The organism is Streptosporangium vulgare, from assembly GCF_042428775.1.
Taxonomy (GTDB): domain Bacteria; phylum Actinomycetota; class Actinomycetes; order Streptosporangiales; family Streptosporangiaceae; genus Streptosporangium; species Streptosporangium vulgare.
The window spans coordinates 1-19835 of the sequence record NZ_JBHMBS010000058.1; the positions used below are offsets into that span (position 1 = coordinate 1).

Genomic DNA, 19835 nt, shown 5'->3' on the forward strand with positions numbered 1-19835 from the left:
CACCGACGGCCTGACCTACCTGCACTCCCACGGAGTGAAGACCTTCATCGAACTGGGCCCCGACGGCGTGCTGTCGGCGATGGGCCACGACTCCGCACAAGACAGCCTGTTCATCCCGGCACTACGCGGAGAACGACCCGAGGTGACGGCCCTCTGCACCGCCGTAGCGACGGCCTACGCGCGGGGCGCCCTGCCGGACTGGGCGGCCGTGCTTGGCGGGCGCGGCAGGCGGGTGGACCTGCCGACCTACGCCTTCCAGAGGCAGCGCTACTGGCTCGAACCACCTCGGACGCCTCCCGCCGAGCGGGCCGGATCGTGGCGGTACCGGGTCGAGTGGCGGCCGGTGGGCGAGACCGGCACGCCGGTGCTGAGCGGCACCTGGTTGCTCGCGGCCCCCGAGGACGAGCCGCTGGCCGATGCCTGCGAGGCCGCCGTACGACGGCATGGGGCCGAGGTGGTGCGGATCTCCGCGGACGCCCCCCGCCTGCCCGCGGACGCCGGGGCGATCAGCGGGGTGTTGTCCCTGCTCGCGCTCGACGAGGAGCCGCATCCGTCCCACCCGATCGTTCCCCGCGGGCTGGCCCGTACGCTCGACCTGGTCAAGGCGCTCGACACGGCCGGGGTGACGGCCCCCCTGTGGCTCGCCACCCGCGGCGCCACCGACCTCGGCGGTACCGGCATGAGCCGGACCGACGCGGTCGGGACCGACATCGGCACCACCGATATGGGCGGGACAGGAGCGGGCGGCACCGGCACTGACCCCGGCATCGGCGTGTCCAGCGGGGCGGGATCCCTCGCCCAGGCGCAGACATGGGGGCTCGGCCTCGCGGTCGCGCTGGAGTATCCGCGGCTCTGGGGCGGCCTGGTCGACCTTCCCGAGTCACTCGGCCACCGGGAGGCCGGCCACCTGGTCCGCGTGCTGGCGGGCTCGCTGGGAGAGGGCACGAGGGGGAACCCGTCGGAGAACCCGTCAGGGAGCACCGCCGACGGCAGTGCTGAGGACCAGGTCGCCATCCGCCCGGCGGGCCCGCTGGTCCGCCGCCTCGTCCGCGCGGGCGCGCCGGTGCGGCGGCGGGACTTCCGGCCCTCGGGGACCGTCCTCGTCACGGGCGGCACCGACGGTCTCGGCGCGGCCGTCGCCCGCCACCTGGCGACCGAGGGCGCCGAACACCTGCTGCTGACGCGCCTCGCCGACGCTCCCGAGGGCGGGACCGTGGACCGGCTGGTGGCCGAGCTGGGAGAGCTGGGCGCGCGGCGGGTCTCGGTCGTCGGGTGCGACCTGGCCGACCGGCGCGCGGTCGAGGAACTGCTCGGCACGGTGCCCGACCTCACCGCCGTGTTCCACGCCGCGGGCGTGCCGGGCGTGGCCGCGCTCGCCGACCTCGACGTACCGGCCCTCGGCGAAGCGCTCGGGGAGAAGGCGGTGGGCGCCGCGAACCTGCACGACGCGCTCCTCGGCCGGGACCTTGACGCCTTCGTGCTGTTCTCCTCCGTCGCGGGCGTGTGGGGCGGCGCGGGCCAGGGTGCCTACGCCGCGGCGGACGCCTCCCTGGACGCGCTCGCCGCGCGCCGGAGGGCACTCGGCCTGACCGCCACCTCGGTCGCCTGGGGGCTCTGGGAGGAGCCGGGGCAGGCGGACGCGGAGCGGCGCGACCAGCTCCGCCGCCGGGGGGTGACCGCGATGGCGACCGAGGCCGCCCTGACCGCGCTCTGGCAGGCCATCGAGGAGGACCGGGCCACCGTCACGGTCGCCGACGTCGACTGGGCGCGTTTCGCCCCGGTGTTCACCGCGCTGCGGGCCCGCCCGCTGATCTCCGACCTCCCCGAGGTACGGCTGGCGCTGGGCGAGGCCGCGAAGGGATCCGGCGACGGGCGGTTCCCCGAGCTGGTGACACGGCTCGCCGGCCTGCCTGAGGGGGAGCGGCGGCAGCGGCTGTTGCGCGTCGTCCGGGCCGAGGCGGCGGCGGCGCTCGGCCACGACTCCCTTGACGCGGTCCCTCCGGCGCGGCCCTTCCTCGACCTCGGCTTCGACTCGCTGGCGGCCGTCGGCCTGCGTAACCGGCTGGCCTCGGCCACCGGCCTGAACCTGCCCGCGACCGTGGCCTTCGACCATCCGAGCGCGGAGGCGCTGGCCGCCTATCTCGACAGCAGGCTGGACCCCGCGGCCGGGCCGTCGATCGACGCCGGACTCGACTCCCTGGCCGCCACGCTCGGCGCGCTCGACACGGCCGACCCGGAGCGGCTGCGCATCACGGCGCGGCTCCGGACGCTGGTCGCGGAACTGACCCGCGACCCGGCCGACACCGGGCCGCGGAGCATGGCCGAGCTGGTCGAGGAGGCTTCGGACGACGAGCTCTTCGGGCTGCTGGACGCGGAATTCGGCGAGGGAGGACCCGGGCTGTGAACGAGGACAAACTGCGCGAATACCTCAAGCGTGCCACGGTCGAGCTGCACGAGACCCGTCGACGGCTGCACGAGCTGGAGCAGCGCCGGCACGAGCCCATCGCGATCGTCGCGGCGAGCTGCCGCTACCCCGGCGGCGTGCGCTCACCCGAGGACCTGTGGGAGCTGGTCGCGGGCGAGGTGGACGCCGTGGGGCCCTTCCCCGCGGACCGGGGCTGGGACATGGAGGCGCTCTACCACCCCGATCCCGACCACCCGGGCACGTCGTACGTCCGCGAGGGCGGGTTCCTGGAGACGGCGGGAGACTTCGACGCCGCGTTCTTCGGCATCTCCCCGCGCGAGGCGCTGGCCATGGACCCGCAGCAGCGGCTGCTCCTGGAGACCTCCTGGGAGCTGCTCGAACGCGCCGGCATCGACCCGGGCACGCTGCGCGGCGGCCACACCGGCGTCTTCATCGGCTCCAGCGGTCAGGACTACGGCGCGCTGCTCCAGTCGGCGGCCGAGGACGTCGTGGGCTACCAGATGACCGGCGTGGCGGCCAGCGTGCTGTCCGGCCGGCTGTCCTACAGCTTCGGCTGGGAGGGGCCCGCGGTCACCGTGGACACCGCGTGCTCGGCGTCCCTGGTGGCCCTGCACCTCGCCTGCCAGTCGCTGAGGCTGGGCGAGTGCCCGCTCGCCGTCGCGGGCGGCGTGGCGGTGATGTCCATCCCCGCGGGGTTCGTGGAGTTCAGCCGTCAGCGCGGGCTCGCCCCGGACGGGCGCTGCAAGTCCTTCGCCGCGGCCGCCGACGGCACCGGCTGGGCGGAAGGCGTGGGCGTCCTGCTGCTCGAACGACTCTCGGACGCACGCCGCAACGGCCACCAGGTCCTCGCCCTGATCAAGGGCAGCGCGGTCAACCAGGACGGCGCCTCCAACGGCCTGACCGCACCCAACGGCCCCTCGCAGGAGCGGGTGATCCGCGCCGCGCTGGCGGGCGCGGGGCTGGCGGCGGGTCAGGTGGACGCGGTGGAGGCGCACGGCACGGGCACCCCGCTGGGAGACCCGATCGAGGCCCAGGCACTGCTCACCGTCTACGGCGAGAACCGTCCCGCGGACCGGCCCCTGTGGCTCGGCTCGATCAAGTCCAACATCGGCCACAGCGCGGGCGCGGCCGGTGTCGCGGGGGTGATCAAGATGGTGATGGCGATGCGGCACGGCGTCCTGCCGCGCACGCTGCACGTCGACGAGCCCACGCCGCGGGCGGACTGGTCCTCCGGGGCCGTCGCCCTGCTCACCGGGTCGCGCCCCTGGCCCCCGGGCGACGAACCGCGCCGCGCCGGGATCTCCTCCTTCGGCGTGAGCGGCACCAACGCCCACACCATCCTCGAAGAACCCCCGGCGGACACACCCGCCACCACCGCACCGCACCCCGCCGACCCGCTGTTCACCGCGCCCCCCGCCGCCGTCCCGCGCCCGGTCGCCCCGGCGTCTCCCGCCGGCACCGCGCCCGTGACGGAGCAGGCGTACGGCGGCCCGGTGCCCTGGGTGCTGTCGGCGCGCAGCGCCACCGCGCTGCGCGCGCAGGCCGCCCGCCTCCGCGCGCGCCTGGCGGAGCACCCCGGCCGGAGCGGACCGGACGAGCCGGACGCGGTGGACGAGCCGGACGCGGTGGACCCAGCGGGTGCAGCGGACCCAGCGAGCACAGCGGATACGACGAACACAGCGAACACGGTGGACACGGTAGCCGCGGTGGACGCAATGGACGCGACGGTGGCGGACGTGGCCTGGTCGCTGGCCACCACCCGCGCCTCCTTCGAGCACCGGGCCGTCCTCATCGGCACGGGACGGGAGCGGTTCGGCCGGGCGCTGGACGCGCTGGCCGGGCGGCGGCCCTCCGCCGACGTCGTCGAGGGCGTGGCGCCACCGGACGGCGCCCGGGTGGCGTTCGTCTTCTCCGGGCAGGGCGCGCAGTGGCCGGGCATGGGCGCCGAGCTGCTGCGCGCGTCCCCGGTGTTCGCCGAGGAGATCGCCCGCTGCGCCGAGGCGCTCGCCCCGTACGTGGACTGGTCCCTGACCGGTGTGCTCCGGGGTGACGAGGGCGCGCCCGGCCTGGACCGGGACGACGTCGTCCAGCCCGCGCTGTGGGCCGTGATGGTCTCGCTGGCGGGCCTGTGGCGGTCGCTGGGCGTACGCCCGGCCGCGGTGGCCGGCCACTCGCAGGGCGAGATCGCCGCCGCCACCGTCGCGGGCGCGCTGTCCCTCGACGACGCGGCCAGGGTCGTCGCGCTGCGGTCCGCGGCGCTGGCCGGGCTGACCGGCGGGTACGGCATGCTGTCCGTCGCGCTCCCCGCCGAAGAGGTGACCGGACGGCTGGCCCGCTGGGACGGCCGGCTCTCGCTCGCCGCGGTGAACGGCCCCGCCTCCGTCGTCGTCGCCGGGGACACGGACGCGCTGGCCGGGCTGCTGGCCGGGTGCGAGGCCGACGGGGTGCGCGCCAGGACGGTCCGGGTCGCCTACGCCTCGCACTCGCCGCAGGTCGAGGCCGTCCGCTCCCGGCTGCTGGCCGACCTGGCGCCGATCGTGCCCAAGGCGTCCGAGGTGCCGTTCTACTCGACCGTCACCGGGCGGCCCGCCGACACCACCGGCCTGGACGCCGCGTACTGGTACCGCAACCTGCGCGAGCAGGTCCGTTTCGCCGACGCGGTCGGGGCGCTGCTCGGCGACGGGCACACCCTGTTCGTGGAGTGCGGCCCCCACCCGGTGCTGGCCGTCGGCGTCCAGGAGAGCGCCGAGGCGGCGGGCGCGGAGGTGGCGGTGGTGCCCACCCTGCGGCGCGACCAGGCGGGACCGGACGACTTCCTGCGTTCCGCCGCGCGGGCCCACGTCCACGGCGCGCGGGTCGACTGGACGCGGGTGCTGACCCCGGCCCGCCGGGTGGACCTGCCGACCTACCCCTTCGAGTCGCGGCGCTACTGGCTGTCGGCCGGATACACCGCCCGCGCGCTCGGGACGGACCCGCCGGGCGCGGACCCGGCGGAGGAGGCCGAGGAGGAGGCCGCCCTGGCCGAGCGGCTCGCCGGGCTCGACCGCGACGGGCGGGAGGAGGTCCTGCTGGAGCTGGTACGCGCTCACGCCGCCGCCGTGTTCCGGCTGGACACTCCCGGCACGATCGGCGCGGACCATCCCCTTCCCGACCTCGGGCTCGACTCGCTGACGGCGATGGAGCTCAGGAACCGGCTGAGCCGGGCCACCGGGCTGCCGTTGCGGGTGGCCCTGGTTTTCGAACATCCGACCCCCAGAGCGCTCGCCCGGCATCTGCTGGCGGGCCTTCCCACGGTGCCAGAGGTGCGAGAGAGATGAACACGAGCAAGGTGCTGATCGTCGGGGCCGGGCCCTGCGGTCTCATGACGGCGGTCGAGCTGACGCGCCGCGGAGTCGCGGTGACGGTGGTGGACGTCGAGGAGGAGGGGGCCAGGGGGTCGCGGGCGGTGCTGCTGTGGCCGTACTCCCTGGAGCTCTTCGACGGGCTGGGGCTGCGTGCCGAGGCGGACAAGCGGGGCCTGGCCGTCCAGGCGCTCAGCTACCACACCGCGCCGGGCACCGTGCTGCGGCTGCCGCTGGATTCGCACCACGCGCCGCTGGTGCTGCCCCAGCAGGACACCGGCGAGTTGCTGGAGGAGGAGCTACGCAGACTCGGCGGCACGGTGGAACGCGGCCTGCGGGTGACCGGCCTGGTCACCGGCCCCGACTCCGTCACGGCCACCGCGCGCCGGGCCGACGGCACCGAGGTCGTCCTGACGGCGGACTGGCTCGTCGGTGCCGACGGCCACCACAGCACGGTCCGCGAGAAACTCGGCGTCGTGTTCCCCGGGGAGCAGGTCCCCACCTCGTTCCTGATCGCCGAGGGCCCGCTGGAGGGCGCCTTCGACACCGATTCGGTCAACTACTACCTGGGCCGGACGGGCGTGATGCTCATCGCGCCGCTGCCCGGCGGCAAGGCCCGCATCTCCGGCACCCTGCACGGCGGCGACACCGACGTCACGCCCGAGATGGCGCAGCGCATGCTGGACGAGCGCGGGCCCGGCGGGCTGCGCTTCACGGAGGTGACGCTGACCTCCGTCTTCACCAGCAGCGAACGCGTCGCCAACACCTTCCGCGCCGGCCGCTGCTTCCTGGTGGGCGACGCCGCGCACGTGCACACCCCGACCGGCGGGCAGGGGCTCAACCTCGGCTTCGCCGACGTGCGCAACCTGGTGTGGAAGCTGGCCGGCGTGATCGAGGGCAGGTACGCCCCGGCGATCCTGGACAGCTACGACGCCGAGCGGCGCGCGGCGGCCGAGCAGACCGTCGCGGCCACCGGCAGGATGACCCGCAACGCGGTGCTCGGGCCCATGGCCCTCGTGGTGCGCAACACGCTCATGAGCCTGGCCCACCGCACCGGCGTGCTGGCCAAGCAGCTGGTCCCCATGCTCGCCGGGTGGCAGGTGCGTTATCCCGACGCTCTCGGACTGGGAGGCCAGAAGACGCCCAAGGGCCTGCCCGCGCCGGGTTCCCGCAGCCCCGCGTGGCCCCTCGAACCCGACCCCGACTCGATCGGGCGCTTCCAGCTCGTCAGCATGGGCCCGGCGGAGGGCACGATGAGCCGCCGCGGGCGCGAGCTCGCCGAGCAGGAGCCCGCCCTGGTCACGCACCGCCACCGCACCACCGCCGGCAGCGGGTTCGTCCTGCTGCGGCCCGACGGCTACGTCGCCGCGGCCGGCCGGGAGACCGACTTCCCCCCGCTCGTCCGCGCACTGAGGCAGATCCTCCCCACCCCCACCCTGGAGCGATAGTCATGTCATCCGAAGAGTTTCCCCCGGTCCTCGGCGGCTTCGACCTGTCGGACCGGAGCAGATACGCCGAGGGCTTCCCGCACGACGTCTTCACGAGGTTGCGTCAGGAGGAGGGCATCCTGTTCCACCCGCCCGGCAAGACCGCCGACGGCGAGGGGTTCTGGGTGCTGAGCCGCTACGAGGACATGGTCGCCGCCGCGCACGACCCGGTCTTCTCCTCCCAGGGAGGCGGCGGCCGCACCGGCGGCGGCACGCACATCGACGACCTCGCCCCCGGGGTGCACGCCGGGACGCTGCTCAACATGATGGACGACCCACGGCACCAGCTGATCAAGGACCAGGTCCAGCCGGGCGCGACGGGCGACACGCTGGCGGCCGTCGAGCCCGACCTGCGCGCCCTGGCCGACTCCGTGGTGGCCGACGCGGTGGCCAAGGGCGAGGGCGAGCTGATCGGCGACATCGCCGGGCAGTTCGCGATCAAGTCGGCGCTGCGGCTGCTCGGCGCGCCCCGCCAGGACTGGGACGCGTTGCTGGGCTGGGTGGACGTCAGCACCGGCTTCGACGACCGGGAGGCGGGCGAGGACAACGAGCGCTCGCAGATGGCCCGGCTGGCGCTCTACCAGTACGGCACGGGCGTGCTGAAGGGCAAGCAGGCGGCCCCGGAGGCCGACCTGATGTCGGCCGTGGGCCGGGCGGAGATCCCGGCCGATTCCGGCCAGCCGCCGCTGGGCCAGTACGAGCGGGAGGTGTTCTTCAACCTGACGCTCGGCGCCGGCACCGAGCCGCCGCGCAACGCGATCGCGCTGGGCCTGCTCGCCCTCGCCGAGCACCCCGACCAGTGGGAGGCGCTCCGCGCCGACCGCTCCCTGCTGCCCGGGGCCATCGAGGAGATCCTGCGGTGGGCCTCGCCCACGCCGTACAACCGGCGGACGGCCACCCGGGACGTGGAGTTCCGCGGCGCGAAGATCAAGGCGGGGGACAAGGTGACCTTCTGGTGGGCGTCGGCCAACCGGGACGAGACCGTGTTCGACGACCCGTTCACCTTCGACATCCGCCGCGCGCACAACCCGCACCTGGCCTTCGGCTTCGGCGGGCACAGCTGCATGGGCGAGCAGATGGGACGGCTCGACATCCGGCTCATCCTGGAGGCGCTGCTCGACCGGGTGGAGCGGATCCGGCTCACCGGCCCCGTCGAGTGGGCCAAGGACAACAAACACACCGTGATCCTGCGGATGCCGGTGGCCTACGACGGCGTCAGCGCGGTGCCCGCGCCCGCCGCGCCGGAGCTGCCGCCCTCGTCCCTGCCGCAGCAGGCAGGGCAGTACATCATCTCGCAGATGCTGCCGTTCAACCCGTTCGACCCGGCCTTCCGCGACGACCCGTACCCGATCTACCGGCGGATCGCCGAGAAGGGGCCCGTGGTGCGCACCCCCGCGGGCACCGTGGTCGTGACCGGGCACGCCGAGGTCACCGAGGCGCTCGCCGACCCCCGCAACGGCTGGGGTGACGGCCACCTCGTGGCCGACCACTTCGCCAAGGACGCCGAGGGCAACCCGGTACGGCAGTTCGCCTTCATGGACCCGCCCGACCACACCCGGCTCCGGGGCCTGGTGAGCAAGGCGTTCACCGCCAAGGTGGTGGAGGGGCTGCGGCCCAGGGCCGAGCAGCTGGTCGCCGAGCTGGTCGCCGAGGCCCGCGCGGCCGGGACGACGGGCCCCGTCGACCTCATGAAGGCCGTCGCCCACCCGCTGCCCAGCATCCTGCTCGCCGAGCTGATGGGCGTCCCGGCCGACAACCTGGCGGAGTTCCGCGCCTGGTCCACCGCCATCGGGCGCGGTCTCGACCCGGACTTCGTGCTCACCCGCGACCAGGTGGGCCAGCGCCAGGGCGGGCGGGAGCGGTTCAACCGCTACTTCGCGGAACTGGCCGCCCAGCGGCGCGCCGAGCCCGCGGACGACCTGATCAGCGCGCTGGTGGCCGCGGAGCAGGAGGGCGACAAGCTCACCGAGAGCGAGCTGGTCACCACCTGCACCCTGCTGATCAGCGCGGGGTACGCGCTCACCGTGCACCTCATCGGCAACGGCGTGCTCGCCCTGCTGCGCAACCCCGGCCAGCTCGCCTGGCTGCGCGCCAACCCCGGGGAGGTCGCCGGGGCGGTGGAGGAGCTGCTCCGCTTCGACGGGCCGACCCAGATGATCTCCCGGCTGGTGCTGGAGGACACCCAGGTCGGAGAGACCCCGGTCAAGGCGGGGGAGACCCTGCTGCTCGTGCTCGGCGGGGCCTCCCGCGACCCCAGGGTCTACGAGAACCCGGACGAGCTGAACCTGACCCGGCGCTCCGGGGTGCGCAACCTCGGCTTCGGCCACGGCATCCACTACTGCATCGGCGCGCCGCTGGCGAGGGTGACCGCCCAGGTGGCGGTGGGCGCGCTGGCGCGGCTCGACATGCGGCTGGCCGAGGAGAACCCGGCGCGCAACGAGGGCATGGTGGTACGCGGGCTGGCCGAGCTCCCCGTGATCCTGAAGTGAGCGTGAAGCGCTCCTGAGGCACCCCGCTCCGCCCCGCCCCCGCCGTACACGGCCGGGGCGGGGTGGAGCGGCGGTCAAGGGCTCGGGGGGCGTGTCAGGCAGGTGGCCGGGTTCGCGCCGCAGGGCACCGCGACCTCGTCATCGCGCTTGAGCCTGCACCACAGGTGATACCGGACGACAGGTGAAGCCTCCCGCTTGAACCTGATCTCTTCGCGAAGACCGGTTCTGAGCGCCCATCCAGAAGTTCCGCGCGTAACGGGTGGTGAGATCGCCGAGACGGACTCGCGCTGATCTATCCGCAGCGGAATGATGACGCTATGTCACCGCGTGGAGCGAGGTGGGCCGGTGGGGTTGTGGCTGTTGTGGCCGTGGCCGGCCCGGTGGGCGCGCAGCCGTGCGCCAGGCCTGGGAATGGGCGGCTCCCATTGAGGCGTAGCCGACAATCCCGATACCCAGGGTGGGGCAGGGAACTCGTCGTCATGTGAAAGGCCCGTCACTATCTCTGCCTCGGAGTCAGGACGTGTCGGGTCCGGTCCCCGGTCCAGGCCGCTTCGAGGATCGCGGTCAGGCTGGCGGTGTCGGTCGGGCCTGGATGGTTCTGGATCAAGCGGGTGACGCCACTGGCCATCTCCGCGAAGCGCGGGAGGTCGGCGCGTGCCACGCCGATGTCCGCCAGGGTGGCAGGGATGCCGATGTCGGCAAGGAGCCCGTCGAGCCAGGTGAGGAACGTATCTGCGGCCTCGGCGTCCGAGGCGTCGGTCACGTCGAGCCCGCACACCCCGGCGAGGATGGCCAACCGGTCGCCGATGGCATCCCTGGCCGCGTCCAGCGCGTAGGGCAGCAGCAGCCCGACGCCCAGGCCGTGCGGCGTGTGGGTGGCCGCGCCGATGGGGTACTGGAGGGCGTGCGGAGCCGCGTTGCCCGCGTGGGAAAACGCGAGCCCGGCCAGCATGGATCCATAGGACATGTCCGCGCGCGCTTCCTTGTCGCCTCCGTCCCTGACGACACGGGGCAGGCTGCGGGCGATCCGCTCCGCGGCCAGGAGCGCGTAGTGATCGGTGATCGGGTTGCGGCCGAGGAAGACCTGCTCCACCGGGTCGCGGGGTCCGTGGGGCCGGGGTCGCGCGGTGTAGCTCTCCACCGCGTGACAAAACGCGTCGATGCCGGAGTGGGCGGTGACGGTCGCAGGGCAGGTGTAGGTGAGCTCGGGGTCGACGATGGCGAAGTCGGGCACGATGTGGACGCTGGAGACCCCCACCTTCAGCGCGCGGTCCGGGTCGGTCAACACCGAGACGGGCGTGAGCTCGGAGCCGGTGCCTGACGTCGTCGGGACCGCGACGAGAGGAATCGTCGGCCCCGGCACCTTCGACTCGCCGTAGAAGTCGCGCGGCGTCCCACCGTGGCGCCGGATGACGCCGACGATTTTGGCGAGGTCGATCACCGTGCCACCCCCGATGGCGAGGATCACGTCGGCGTCCACCTCTGCGGCGACCGAGACGGCCAGGGCGACGTCGGTGAGTGGCACGTCCGGAGTCGCGTCGGCGAACACCCCGACGACTTCGGCCTTCTCCCGCACGGCGGCCACGATCTCGGCCACGCCCGGCTGCCCCAGAAGAACCCGGTCGGTCACGATGAGGACTCGCGAGCCGCACTCGGCCACCACTCGTGGGATGTTCTGCGCGACCCCTTCGCCCACTATCAGCTGGCGCGGTCCGCGGACGGTCTCAAGCATGTCAGTGCCTCTCTGGAACGTCGGCGGTGATTTGCTGGGCGGACGTCCAGGTCACCCGCGAGACCGGGCCGTCGTCGGCAAGGTTGGCTGCCGGGTGGCGCAGGCGCGCGCCGGGCTCCCGGACTCGGTCGTGTGCGCACCGGGCGCGGTGATCCTCGGCGGGCACCCGGAGCAGCGGGCCGGTCACGGTAGGTCGATCGCCGCGTAGGTGACGTCGAGGTACTCAAGGATGCCCTCGTGCGACCCCTCCTTGCCGATCCCGGACTGCTTCACGCCTCCGAACGGAGCTGACGGGTCCGAGATCAGACCGCGGTTGACGCCGACCATCCCCGTCTCCAGCCCCTCGGTGAACCGGAGCGCCCGCTGGAGGTCACGGGTGAAGACGTATCCGACCAGGCCGTGCTCGGTGTCGTTGGCCTTCGCCATCACCTCGTCGTCGGACGTGAACGAGATGATCGGCGCCACCGGGCCGAAGATTTCCGCCTCCAGTATCCGCGCGTCTTCGGGCACGTCGACGAGGACCGTGGGCGGGTAGAAGTGGCCCGGCCCATCCGGACGCTCGCCGCCCACCAAGACACGGGCGCCGCGATTGACCGCGTCGGCGACGAGCTCGTCGATCTTGGTGACCGAGGCCTCGTCGATCAACGCCCCGACGTCCACGCCGTCGTCGAGACCATGGCCCACCGAGAGCGCGCCCATCCGCTCGGCGAAGCGCGCCGTGAACTCCTCGCGCACCGGCTCCTCGACGTAGATTCGGTTGGCCGCGATGCAGGACTCCCCGATGTTGCGCATCTTGGCCACCATGGCACCGTCGAGCGCGACGTCCAGGTCCGCGTCGGCACACACGATCAAGGCCGCGTTGCCGCCCAGTTCCATGGAGGTGCGCAGCACGTTGTCCGCCGCCTGTCGTAGCAGCACGCGCCCGACCTCGGTCGACCCGGTGAACGAAAGCTTGCGGGTCCGACGGTCGGCCAGCAGTGCTGAGACCACCTCGCCGGCACGCTTGGTCGTCACGACGTTGACGACGCCCGGGGGAACGCCGACCTCCTCCATGATGCGGGCCAGGAACAGCATGGTGAGCGGCGTCTGGGCCGCCGGCTTGGTGATCGTCGTGCAGCCCGCCGCCAGCGCAGGAGCGATCTTGCGGGCCCCCATGGCCAACGGAAAGTTCCAGGGCGTCACGAAGACGCACGGTCCGACCGGCTTCGGCACGGTGAGGATGCGATATCCACCAGCGGGAGCGGTGTTGTAGCGCCCCTCGACGCGCACCGCCTCCTCGGCGAACCATCGGAAGAACTCGGCGCCGTAGGCCACCTCTCCCCGGGCCTCGGCGAGCGGCTTGCCCATCTCGAGCGTTATCAGCCGGGCGACCTCCTCGGATCGCTCGGTCAGTGCCCGGTACGTCGCGGTCAACAACTCCGACCGTTTTCGCGGCGGGGTCGCCGCCCACTCCGCCATCGCCTTGCTCGCCACGTCCAGAGCGGCGAGCCCGTCAACGACGCCGGCGTCCGCCACCTCGGCGATGGTCTTGCCGGTGGCCGGGTCCTCGACGACGAAGGTGGCTCCGCCGGCGGCGTCGCGCCAGGCGTCGCCAATCCGGAGCCGCCGGTGCTCGGGGGCCAGGACGTTCATCGGGTCACTCATTGCGTCGCCTCCTGTGATGTTCTTGGTGATGTCCGGCGTGACCTCGGCGATCGCGCCACGCGCGTTGACGAACGGGTCACACGGCCTCGTCGGGGTCGAGGTCGCCGAGCGGGTCGAACGTGGCCTTCGCCCTGGCCGCAGGGCGACGCCCCGCGCCGCCGATCGCCTTCTCTGGCCATGGCCGCCTCAGCGTCAGGCCGCGCTCACCGGTGACGGTCCGCCGAGGCTCGATCGCCACGTGCGGGCGCATGTCGACGTCGCGCCCGGTTACCTCCCGGCCTCGGACAGCGCCAGCCCGGTGCCCGCGTCGAACAGGTGCGCACGGTCCAGGTCGACCGTGACAAGCAGCCGCTCGCCCGGCGTACCGGTGACGGTGGGTCGTGCCTTGACCTTGAGCATCTCCGTCCCCACTTGGACGTCGACCACCGTTCGGTCACCGAGCGGCTCAAGGCCGTAGAGCTCACCCGACAACGACGCGCTCCCACGCTGCTCGACGGACAGGTCCTCCGCGCGCAGGCCCAGCAGCAGCGGACGACCGTCCTCAGCCGTGGTCCAGCGGGGCCGCGGCAGCGTCCAGCCTGCCGCTCCGACCAGACGATCTCCCTCGGCGTGGCAGGCGAGCAGGCTGATCGCCGGGCTCCCGACGAAGCCAGCGACCCACTGGTTGGCCGGACGCTCGTACACCTCGGTCGGCGTGCCGACCTGTTGCACCTTCCCCTCCTTGATGACCGCGACCTGGTCGGCCATGGACAGGGCCTCGACCTGGTCGTTGGTCACGTAGACGAAGGTTCCCCCGAGACTCCGGTGGATGCGGGTGAGCTCGGTGCGCATCTCGACGCGGAGCTTGAGGTCGAGGTTGGTCAGCGGCTCGTCCATGAGGAACGCGCGCGGGCGCCGGACCAGTGCCCGGGCCAGGGCGACACGCTGCATCTCACCGCCCGACATCTGCGCGGGACGACGCTGCAGCAGGCGTTCGATGTGCAGCAGGCTCGACATCTTCTCGACGGCGGCGGCGATCTCGCTGGAAGAGCAGCGGCGTGCCCGCAGTGGCGAGGCGATGTTCTCGTACGCCGTGAGTCGCGGGTAGAGGGCGTAGCTCTGGAAGACCATGGCCAGGTCGCGCGCGGCCGGGGTGTCACCGGTCGCGTCTCTCCCGTCCAGGTGCACCGACCCGGCGTCGAGCTTCTCAAGGCCGGCGATCGCTCGCAGAGTCGTCGTCTTGCCTGCCCCGGAGGGCCCCAGCACGACGAAGAACGAGCCGTCCGGTACGTCCAGCGTCACCCCGTCGAGGGCCTGGACCTTACCGAAGGACTTGGACAGCCCGTGCACTGCCACGGTTCCCATCAGGCCACCAGCTCTTCCGTGCTCGCGTCGTAGACGGGCGGGGGCCCGCCGGTGTGCCGCAGCCCGACCGGCGCGTCGGCAGCGAAACGGACAGTCAGTGGCATCCGAACCCGTACGTCGCGCCGGTCGCCGTGATCGACCACGTAGATGATCTCGTCGCCCAGCCACTCCGCCGAGACCACGCGGGCCGGGACCGAACGTTCCGCCCCTGGTTCCGTGACTTCCAGCGCCTCCGGCCGGACGCCCGCGACCAGGGAACGGTCGCGCGGCAGGTTCGGCGGTGGCGTGAGGGCCAGTCCGCTCTTACTGCGCAGTTGCCCGTCGGCCAGCTCCACCTCGATCAGGTTCATCGGCGGGGAGCCGATGAACGCGGCGCAGAAGAGACTCGCCGGACGGTCGTAGACCTCCAGCGGCGTGCCGATCTGCTCGACGCGGCCCTTGTTGAGGATGGCGATTCTGTGACCGAGCGACATCGCCTCGACCTGGTCGTGGGTGACGTAGACCATCGTCGTCCCCAGCTCCCCTTGGAGGTGCTTGATCTCCGTGCGCATGTCCGCCCTCAGCTCCGCGTCCAGATTGGTGAGGGGTTCGTCCATGAGGAACGCGCGCGGTCGTCGCACCAGGGCGCGAGCGAGCGCGACGCGCTGCTGCTCCCCGCCGGACAGCCGGTGCGGTCGCCGGTCCAGGAGCGGACCGAGCCGCATCAGCCGGGCGGCCTCGTCGACCCGCTCCTGCACCTCCTGCTTGGGCAGTCCCTCGGCCCGCAGCGGGAACGCCAGGTTGTCGCGGGTTCTCAGATGGGGGTAGAGAGCGTAGAACTGGAACACCATGGCGATGTCGCGCTCGGCGGGCGGCAGGTCGTTGACCAGCGTGTCGCCGATGCGGATGTCGCCCGTCGTCTGCCTCTCCAGGCCGGCGACGGCCCGCAGCGTGGTCGTCTTGCCGCAGCCCGAAGGGCCGAGCATCACGAACAGCTCGCCGTCGGCGATGGACAGGTCCACGTGCTCGACCGCGACCGTCCCGTCCGGGTAGCGCTTGTGCAGCGCGGTCACCTCGATGCCCGCCATCAGCGTCGCACCGCCCCGAGCGTCACACCGGCGACGAGGTGCTTGCGCACCAGGTAGGCGAAGACGAGCACCGGTAGGGCGAACACTATGGAGGCGGCGGCCACGAGACCCCAGTCCACAGTGGTTCCGCCGATGAGGCCGGCGATGGCGGGTGGGGCCGTCCGCACGGCGTCGCTGGAGGTGAGGAAAATAGCGAACACGAACTCGTTCCACGAGAAGATGAGGGCGAAGACCGCCGTCGCGGCGATGCCGGGCAGGAGCAGGGGAAGGGTGAATTTCCAGAACGCCTGCAGGCGGGTGTAACCGTCGAGCATGGCGGCGTCCTCGTACTCCGCGGGCACCTCGTCGACGAACCCCTTCATCATCCAGATCGTGAACGGGACGTTGAACGCGGTGTAGATGAGGATCAGGCCGAGCTTGGTGTCGAAGAGTCCGACTTGGCGGTACATGAGGAAGATCGGGATCACGACCACCACGGGCGGCATGAACCGGGTGGACAGGATGAAGAACAGCTGGTCCTTCTTGGCCTTCACGGAGAAGCGTGAGTAGGCCCAGGCCGCCGGGACCCCCAGCACGGTGGCCAGCACCGTGGAGATCCCGGCGACCACGATGGAGTTGAGGAACGCGCCGGACAAGGTCGAGGGACCGCCACCGGAGGCGACGAACACGTCCTTGAAATGGTCCAACGTGACCGTGAAGTCGAAGAACTTGGCCGGGATGGCGTAGACGTCCCGGTTCTCCTTGATGGACGTCTCGATCATCCACAGCACCGGGAAGAGCATCACGGCGGCCAGCACGGCCAGCAGCGCGACCTCCAGCACGGCGCGCCCCCGGCCGCCGAAGCGGCGCCCTGGGGGCCGATGATCCCGGACAGGACCTGGGGACACGGCCTCGTCGACGGAGACGGCCATCAGTCCTCCTTGAGCTTGTTCAGGTAGCGCATGTAGAGCTGCGCGAGGACGATGACGATGAGGACCATGAGAATCCCGTACGCCGAGGCGGTTCCGGTGTTGAAGCCCAGGAACGCGACCTTGTAGACGTGGAACGACAACGTCTCGGTGGAGACCCCCGGACCTCCGCTGGTGAGGATGTAGACGAGGTCGAACAGCCGGAAGGCCTCGATGGCCCTGAACAACACGGCGATGAGGAGCAGCGGCCACACCAGCGGAAGAGTGATGGTGCGGAACCGGAACCACTCGGACGCCCGGTCGATCGAGGCGGCCTCGTACAGGTACTTGGGGACCGCGGTGAGGCCCGCGAGTGCGATGAGCATGATGAACGGCGTCCACTGCCAGGTGTCGACCATGATCAGGGAGATCAATGCCGTGTTCTGCCGGGTGAGCCACTCCACCTGCCCCAGGCCGAGCGAGCCGAGCATGCTGTTGATCACGCCGAACTGCGCGTCGAGCATGAATCGCCAGAACAGCCCGACCACGACCGGCGACAGCATCATCGGAACCAGGAACAGCGTGGTCAGCAGTCCTCGCCCGTGCGTGCGCCGTGAGATCAGGTAGGCGATGGAGAAACCGAGCACGGTCTGCAGGGTGACCGCGCCGACCACGTAGATCAACGTCGTGAAGGCCCTCAGGTGGACCTGCGCCGACGTCAGGATGGCGGCGTAGTTCTCGAACCACACGAAAGTGGCGGCCCCCCCGCGGGTGGCCGAGTAGTCGGTGAACGACAGGTACAACGCCCACAGCAGCGGGAACACCGACATCGCGAGCAACAGCAGCAACGCGGGGGAGATGAAGGCCACCGTGAGCCGGCGGTCGCTCAGGTGGCGGGACCGCCCCGGTGCAGGAGGCGTCGCGGACGCCTCCTGCACCGGGTGGTCCGTCGTCAGAGAGACGGGGTCACTCACAGTCCGCCGCCGCCCTTGCGGCCGGCGGAGTCGAGCACGCCCTGCTGCTCCTTGGCGATGTCGTTGAGCGCGTCCTTCGGGTTCTTCGCGCCGTTGAGAGCCGCGTTCACGTTGGTGTTCTCGATGTCGATGAGACGCGCGTACTCGGGCACGTTCCACATGTCCCGCATCCGGGTAACCGAGTCGGCGTACACCTGGTTGAACGGCCCGGCATTGAGGAACTCGGGCGAGGCCAGGGCGTCCGTACGCGAGGGCACACCACCGGCGGCCGCCCACTTCTTCTGGATGTCGGCCTGCTCGAACCACTTCATGAAGTTCAGGGCCTCAGCCTGCTTCTCCGCGGAGGAGTAGGCCGACACGTGCATCCCCATGCCGCCGAGCGGCACCAGGTCCGTCTTCTGCTTCGGCAGGGTGGCAAAGCCCAGCTTCTCGAGAATCTCCTCCCGCGTGGTGCCGAGCGTCGACTCCTTCGGGTCGAGCAGGCCGCCGCTCGCGGCGATCCAGTTGAACGCGATGCATGCCTTGCCCTGGGCGACCGCCGCGTTCACCTCGTCGATGAACCAGTTGCCGGAGCCCGCGGCGGTCAGCGGCTTCATCTTGTTGACCAGGACGTCCATCGCCTCCTGGCCCGCGGCGTCGTTGATGACGCCCTCGATCTTGCGCGCCTTGGAGTCCCAGAGTTTGCCGCCGTAGACGCCGTTGACCGTGTTGTAGGTCACGGCCGCGGCGTCGGAGCCGTTGGCCTGGTGGAAAGCCAGCCCGCTGACGCCGGGGTTGTCCGTCTGGCACTTCTCGGCGGCTGCGATCATCTCGTCCCAGGTCTGCGGCGGCTTGTCGCCGATCAGGTCCTTGCGGTAAATCATCGTCCAGGTGTCGCCGAGCAGTGGCAGGCCGTACATGCTGGCGTTCTCGTCGCGCTGCCCGGTCTCCGCCTGGGGGTACTGGCCGTAGGCCGCCAGGAGGTACGGATTGTAGGCGTTGACGTCGATGTTCTTCTTGACGAAGTCGGTGATGTCGAGGATGTTGCCGTTCGTCACGGCCTCGCCGATGTGCTGCGAGTCCAGGATCGGGATGTCGAAGTCGGTCTTGCGCGCTGCGAACTGGGTGAACATCGCGTCGTGCCAGTTCGCGTTCGGCACGGTGTTGACCTTGATGGTCACGTTCGACCGCTCCTTGGTGTACTCCGCGTTCGCGAAGTCTTCCAGAGCTTTGGCGGGGGGCCACTCGAACCAGATGAAGCTGAGGGTCAGTGGGTCCTTGGTGAGCTCCGGGATGTCCGCCGGCGCCTTGGGGGCGCTCGCCGCGCCGTCGTCCTGGCCACCGCAAGCCGCCATGGTCGTGGCCACCAACATGGCCATCGTCGCAAGCTGCACCTTTCGACCGGGCACGGACAGTCGTCCTATTCGCTTCGGATACCGCATCCTCTTGCCTGCTTTCTGGGGGGGTGGGGACGACTTCTGGAGCCGTGCTGCGTGCTTCGCCGAGCAGTTGCTGGGTTGTTCAGGTGTGTTGCCGGCTGTCGCAGGGGCTGCCCCGCGGACCGGCGTCACGAGTACGCCGCGACGTGATGGGGCTTCAGGCAGTCGAGAGGTCCTTCGGTCCTTGTGCGGCCCGGTGGTGAATCGAGTAGGACGTCGAGCATGCTCATGGGAGCTCCAACTGATCGAAGCGGAGCGATGGCGGGCGGTTCCGCGATGAGTGAAGGATGGGTGGCATCCGCCACCTTTCCTATACGATCTGGGTGGGGGCGTCAATATCCCGAAGCGTTGCGACCGATGTCAACAGGTTCCAGAAGACGCAAGAAAGGACCTCGTGTCACGATGGACGACGAAGCGATGATCGCGCGGCGCCGTGGAGCCGTGAGGGGCGGAACGCCGCCGGGGAGATCTCGCGGCCGGCTTGCCGACGAGGTGTACGACACGCTGCTCGGACAGCTGATGTCGCTACGGATCGAGCCTGGCTCCCGCGTCACGATCGATGCCCTGGCGCGAGAGCTGGGGGTCTCGCAGACGCCGATCCGAGACGCTCTGAACCGCATGGAGGCCGAGGGCCTGGTCGTGCGGGTGCCCCATGCCGGCTATCGCATTCCCCCCCAGATCACCCGTGACCGATTCGAGGACATGGTTGAGGTCCGCCTGCTCCTCGAGCCGGCGGCGGCGCGCAGATCCGCCGAACGCGCATCCTCCAAACAGGTGGACGGTCTGCGACGAATGCTGGAGGAGATGGCGGAGCTGGAGGAGGGCGACGGGGCCATGGCCTATGGCGCCTTCGGGCTACGCGATGCCGCTTTTCACGATCTCATCGCCCTGAGCGCGGAGAACCAGGTCATCCGCGAAGCGCTCGCCCGCCTGCACACGCACGTGCACCTGTTCCGTCTTCTCCACGACACCCAGGTCACCCACCTGGCCATGGCCGAGCACGAGGAGATTCTGGTCGCGATCGCCG

14 protein-coding genes are annotated in these 19835 nt (G+C 71.5%); 6 read left to right on the plus strand and 8 right to left on the minus strand.

What is annotated here, in order from left to right; translation table 11 throughout:
- The 4 genes from ACFFRH_RS43430 to ACFFRH_RS43445 form a co-directional block, all read left to right on the plus strand.
- Positions 1-2404 (plus strand): beta-ketoacyl reductase (locus ACFFRH_RS43430; RefSeq protein ID WP_386163992.1); only part of this gene is annotated, 2404 nt, incomplete at its 5' end.
- Complete coding sequence (locus tag ACFFRH_RS43435; protein ID WP_386163994.1) at positions 2401-5742, plus strand: type I polyketide synthase; 3342 nt, start codon at positions 2401-2403, stop codon at positions 5740-5742. The genes ACFFRH_RS43430 and ACFFRH_RS43435, both read left to right, overlap by 4 nt.
- On the plus strand, positions 5739-7214 hold the full coding sequence (locus tag ACFFRH_RS43440; protein WP_386163996.1) for an FAD-dependent oxidoreductase: 1476 nt from the start codon (positions 5739-5741) through the stop codon (positions 7212-7214). The genes ACFFRH_RS43435 and ACFFRH_RS43440 overlap by 4 nt, the downstream gene beginning before the upstream one ends.
- Positions 7215-7216: 2 nt before the next feature.
- Entirely contained in the window at positions 7217-9742 is a 2526-nt protein-coding gene (locus ACFFRH_RS43445; RefSeq protein WP_386163998.1) for a cytochrome P450, read from the plus strand.
- A 496-nt stretch (positions 9743-10238) separates the two neighbouring features.
- Here the strand turns inward: ACFFRH_RS43445 and ACFFRH_RS43450 are convergent, their stop codons facing one another.
- Positions 10239-11474: an iron-containing alcohol dehydrogenase gene (locus ACFFRH_RS43450; RefSeq protein WP_344744637.1), complete on the minus strand. Its 1236-nt coding sequence runs from the start codon at positions 11472-11474 to the stop codon at positions 10239-10241.
- Between ACFFRH_RS43450 and ACFFRH_RS43455 the strand changes: the two genes are divergently transcribed.
- Positions 11473-11682 (plus strand): hypothetical protein, encoded by a 210-nt coding sequence (locus ACFFRH_RS43455; RefSeq protein WP_344744636.1) that lies wholly within the window; start codon positions 11473-11475, stop codon positions 11680-11682. The two genes, ACFFRH_RS43450 and ACFFRH_RS43455, sit on opposite strands and share 2 nt — an antisense overlap.
- Here ACFFRH_RS43455 and ACFFRH_RS43460 read toward each other — a convergent pair.
- From ACFFRH_RS43460 to ACFFRH_RS43490, 7 genes are all read right to left on the minus strand, one after another.
- A complete protein-coding gene (locus ACFFRH_RS43460) occupies positions 11658-13118 on the minus strand; it encodes an NAD-dependent succinate-semialdehyde dehydrogenase (protein WP_344744635.1) in 1461 nt (486 codons plus the stop codon). The genes ACFFRH_RS43455 and ACFFRH_RS43460 overlap by 25 nt on opposite strands.
- Positions 13119-13194: 76 nt before the next feature.
- Positions 13195-13356, minus strand: a complete 162-nt coding sequence (locus tag ACFFRH_RS43465) for a hypothetical protein (protein WP_386164001.1) — start codon at positions 13354-13356, stop codon at positions 13195-13197.
- A gap of 29 nt (positions 13357-13385) precedes the next feature.
- Entirely contained in the window at positions 13386-14462 is a 1077-nt protein-coding gene (locus tag ACFFRH_RS43470; RefSeq protein ID WP_386164003.1) for an ABC transporter ATP-binding protein, read from the minus strand.
- A complete protein-coding gene (locus tag ACFFRH_RS43475) occupies positions 14462-15529 on the minus strand; it encodes an ABC transporter ATP-binding protein (RefSeq protein WP_344744631.1) in 1068 nt (355 codons plus the stop codon). The genes ACFFRH_RS43470 and ACFFRH_RS43475 overlap by 1 nt, the downstream gene beginning before the upstream one ends.
- Entirely contained in the window at positions 15529-16440 is a 912-nt protein-coding gene (locus tag ACFFRH_RS43480) for a carbohydrate ABC transporter permease (protein WP_344744629.1), read from the minus strand. Before ACFFRH_RS43480 ends, ACFFRH_RS43475 begins: the two co-directional genes overlap by 1 nt.
- Positions 16440-17390 carry a carbohydrate ABC transporter permease gene (locus ACFFRH_RS43485; protein ID WP_386164006.1) on the minus strand — a complete coding sequence of 317 codons (951 nt, stop codon included), beginning with the start codon at positions 17388-17390 and terminating at the stop codon, positions 16440-16442. The genes ACFFRH_RS43480 and ACFFRH_RS43485 overlap by 1 nt, the downstream gene beginning before the upstream one ends.
- The gene (locus ACFFRH_RS43490; RefSeq protein ID WP_344744627.1) at positions 17387-18748 is read right to left on the minus strand and encodes an extracellular solute-binding protein; all 1362 of its coding nucleotides are present in this window, start codon (positions 18746-18748) and stop codon (positions 17387-17389) included. The genes ACFFRH_RS43485 and ACFFRH_RS43490 overlap by 4 nt, the downstream gene beginning before the upstream one ends.
- 462 nt (positions 18749-19210) lie before the next feature.
- Between ACFFRH_RS43490 and ACFFRH_RS43495 the strand changes: the two genes are divergently transcribed.
- Positions 19211-19835, plus strand: a 625-nt coding sequence (locus ACFFRH_RS43495) for a GntR family transcriptional regulator (protein ID WP_386164009.1), incomplete at its 3' end; no start/stop codon positions are given.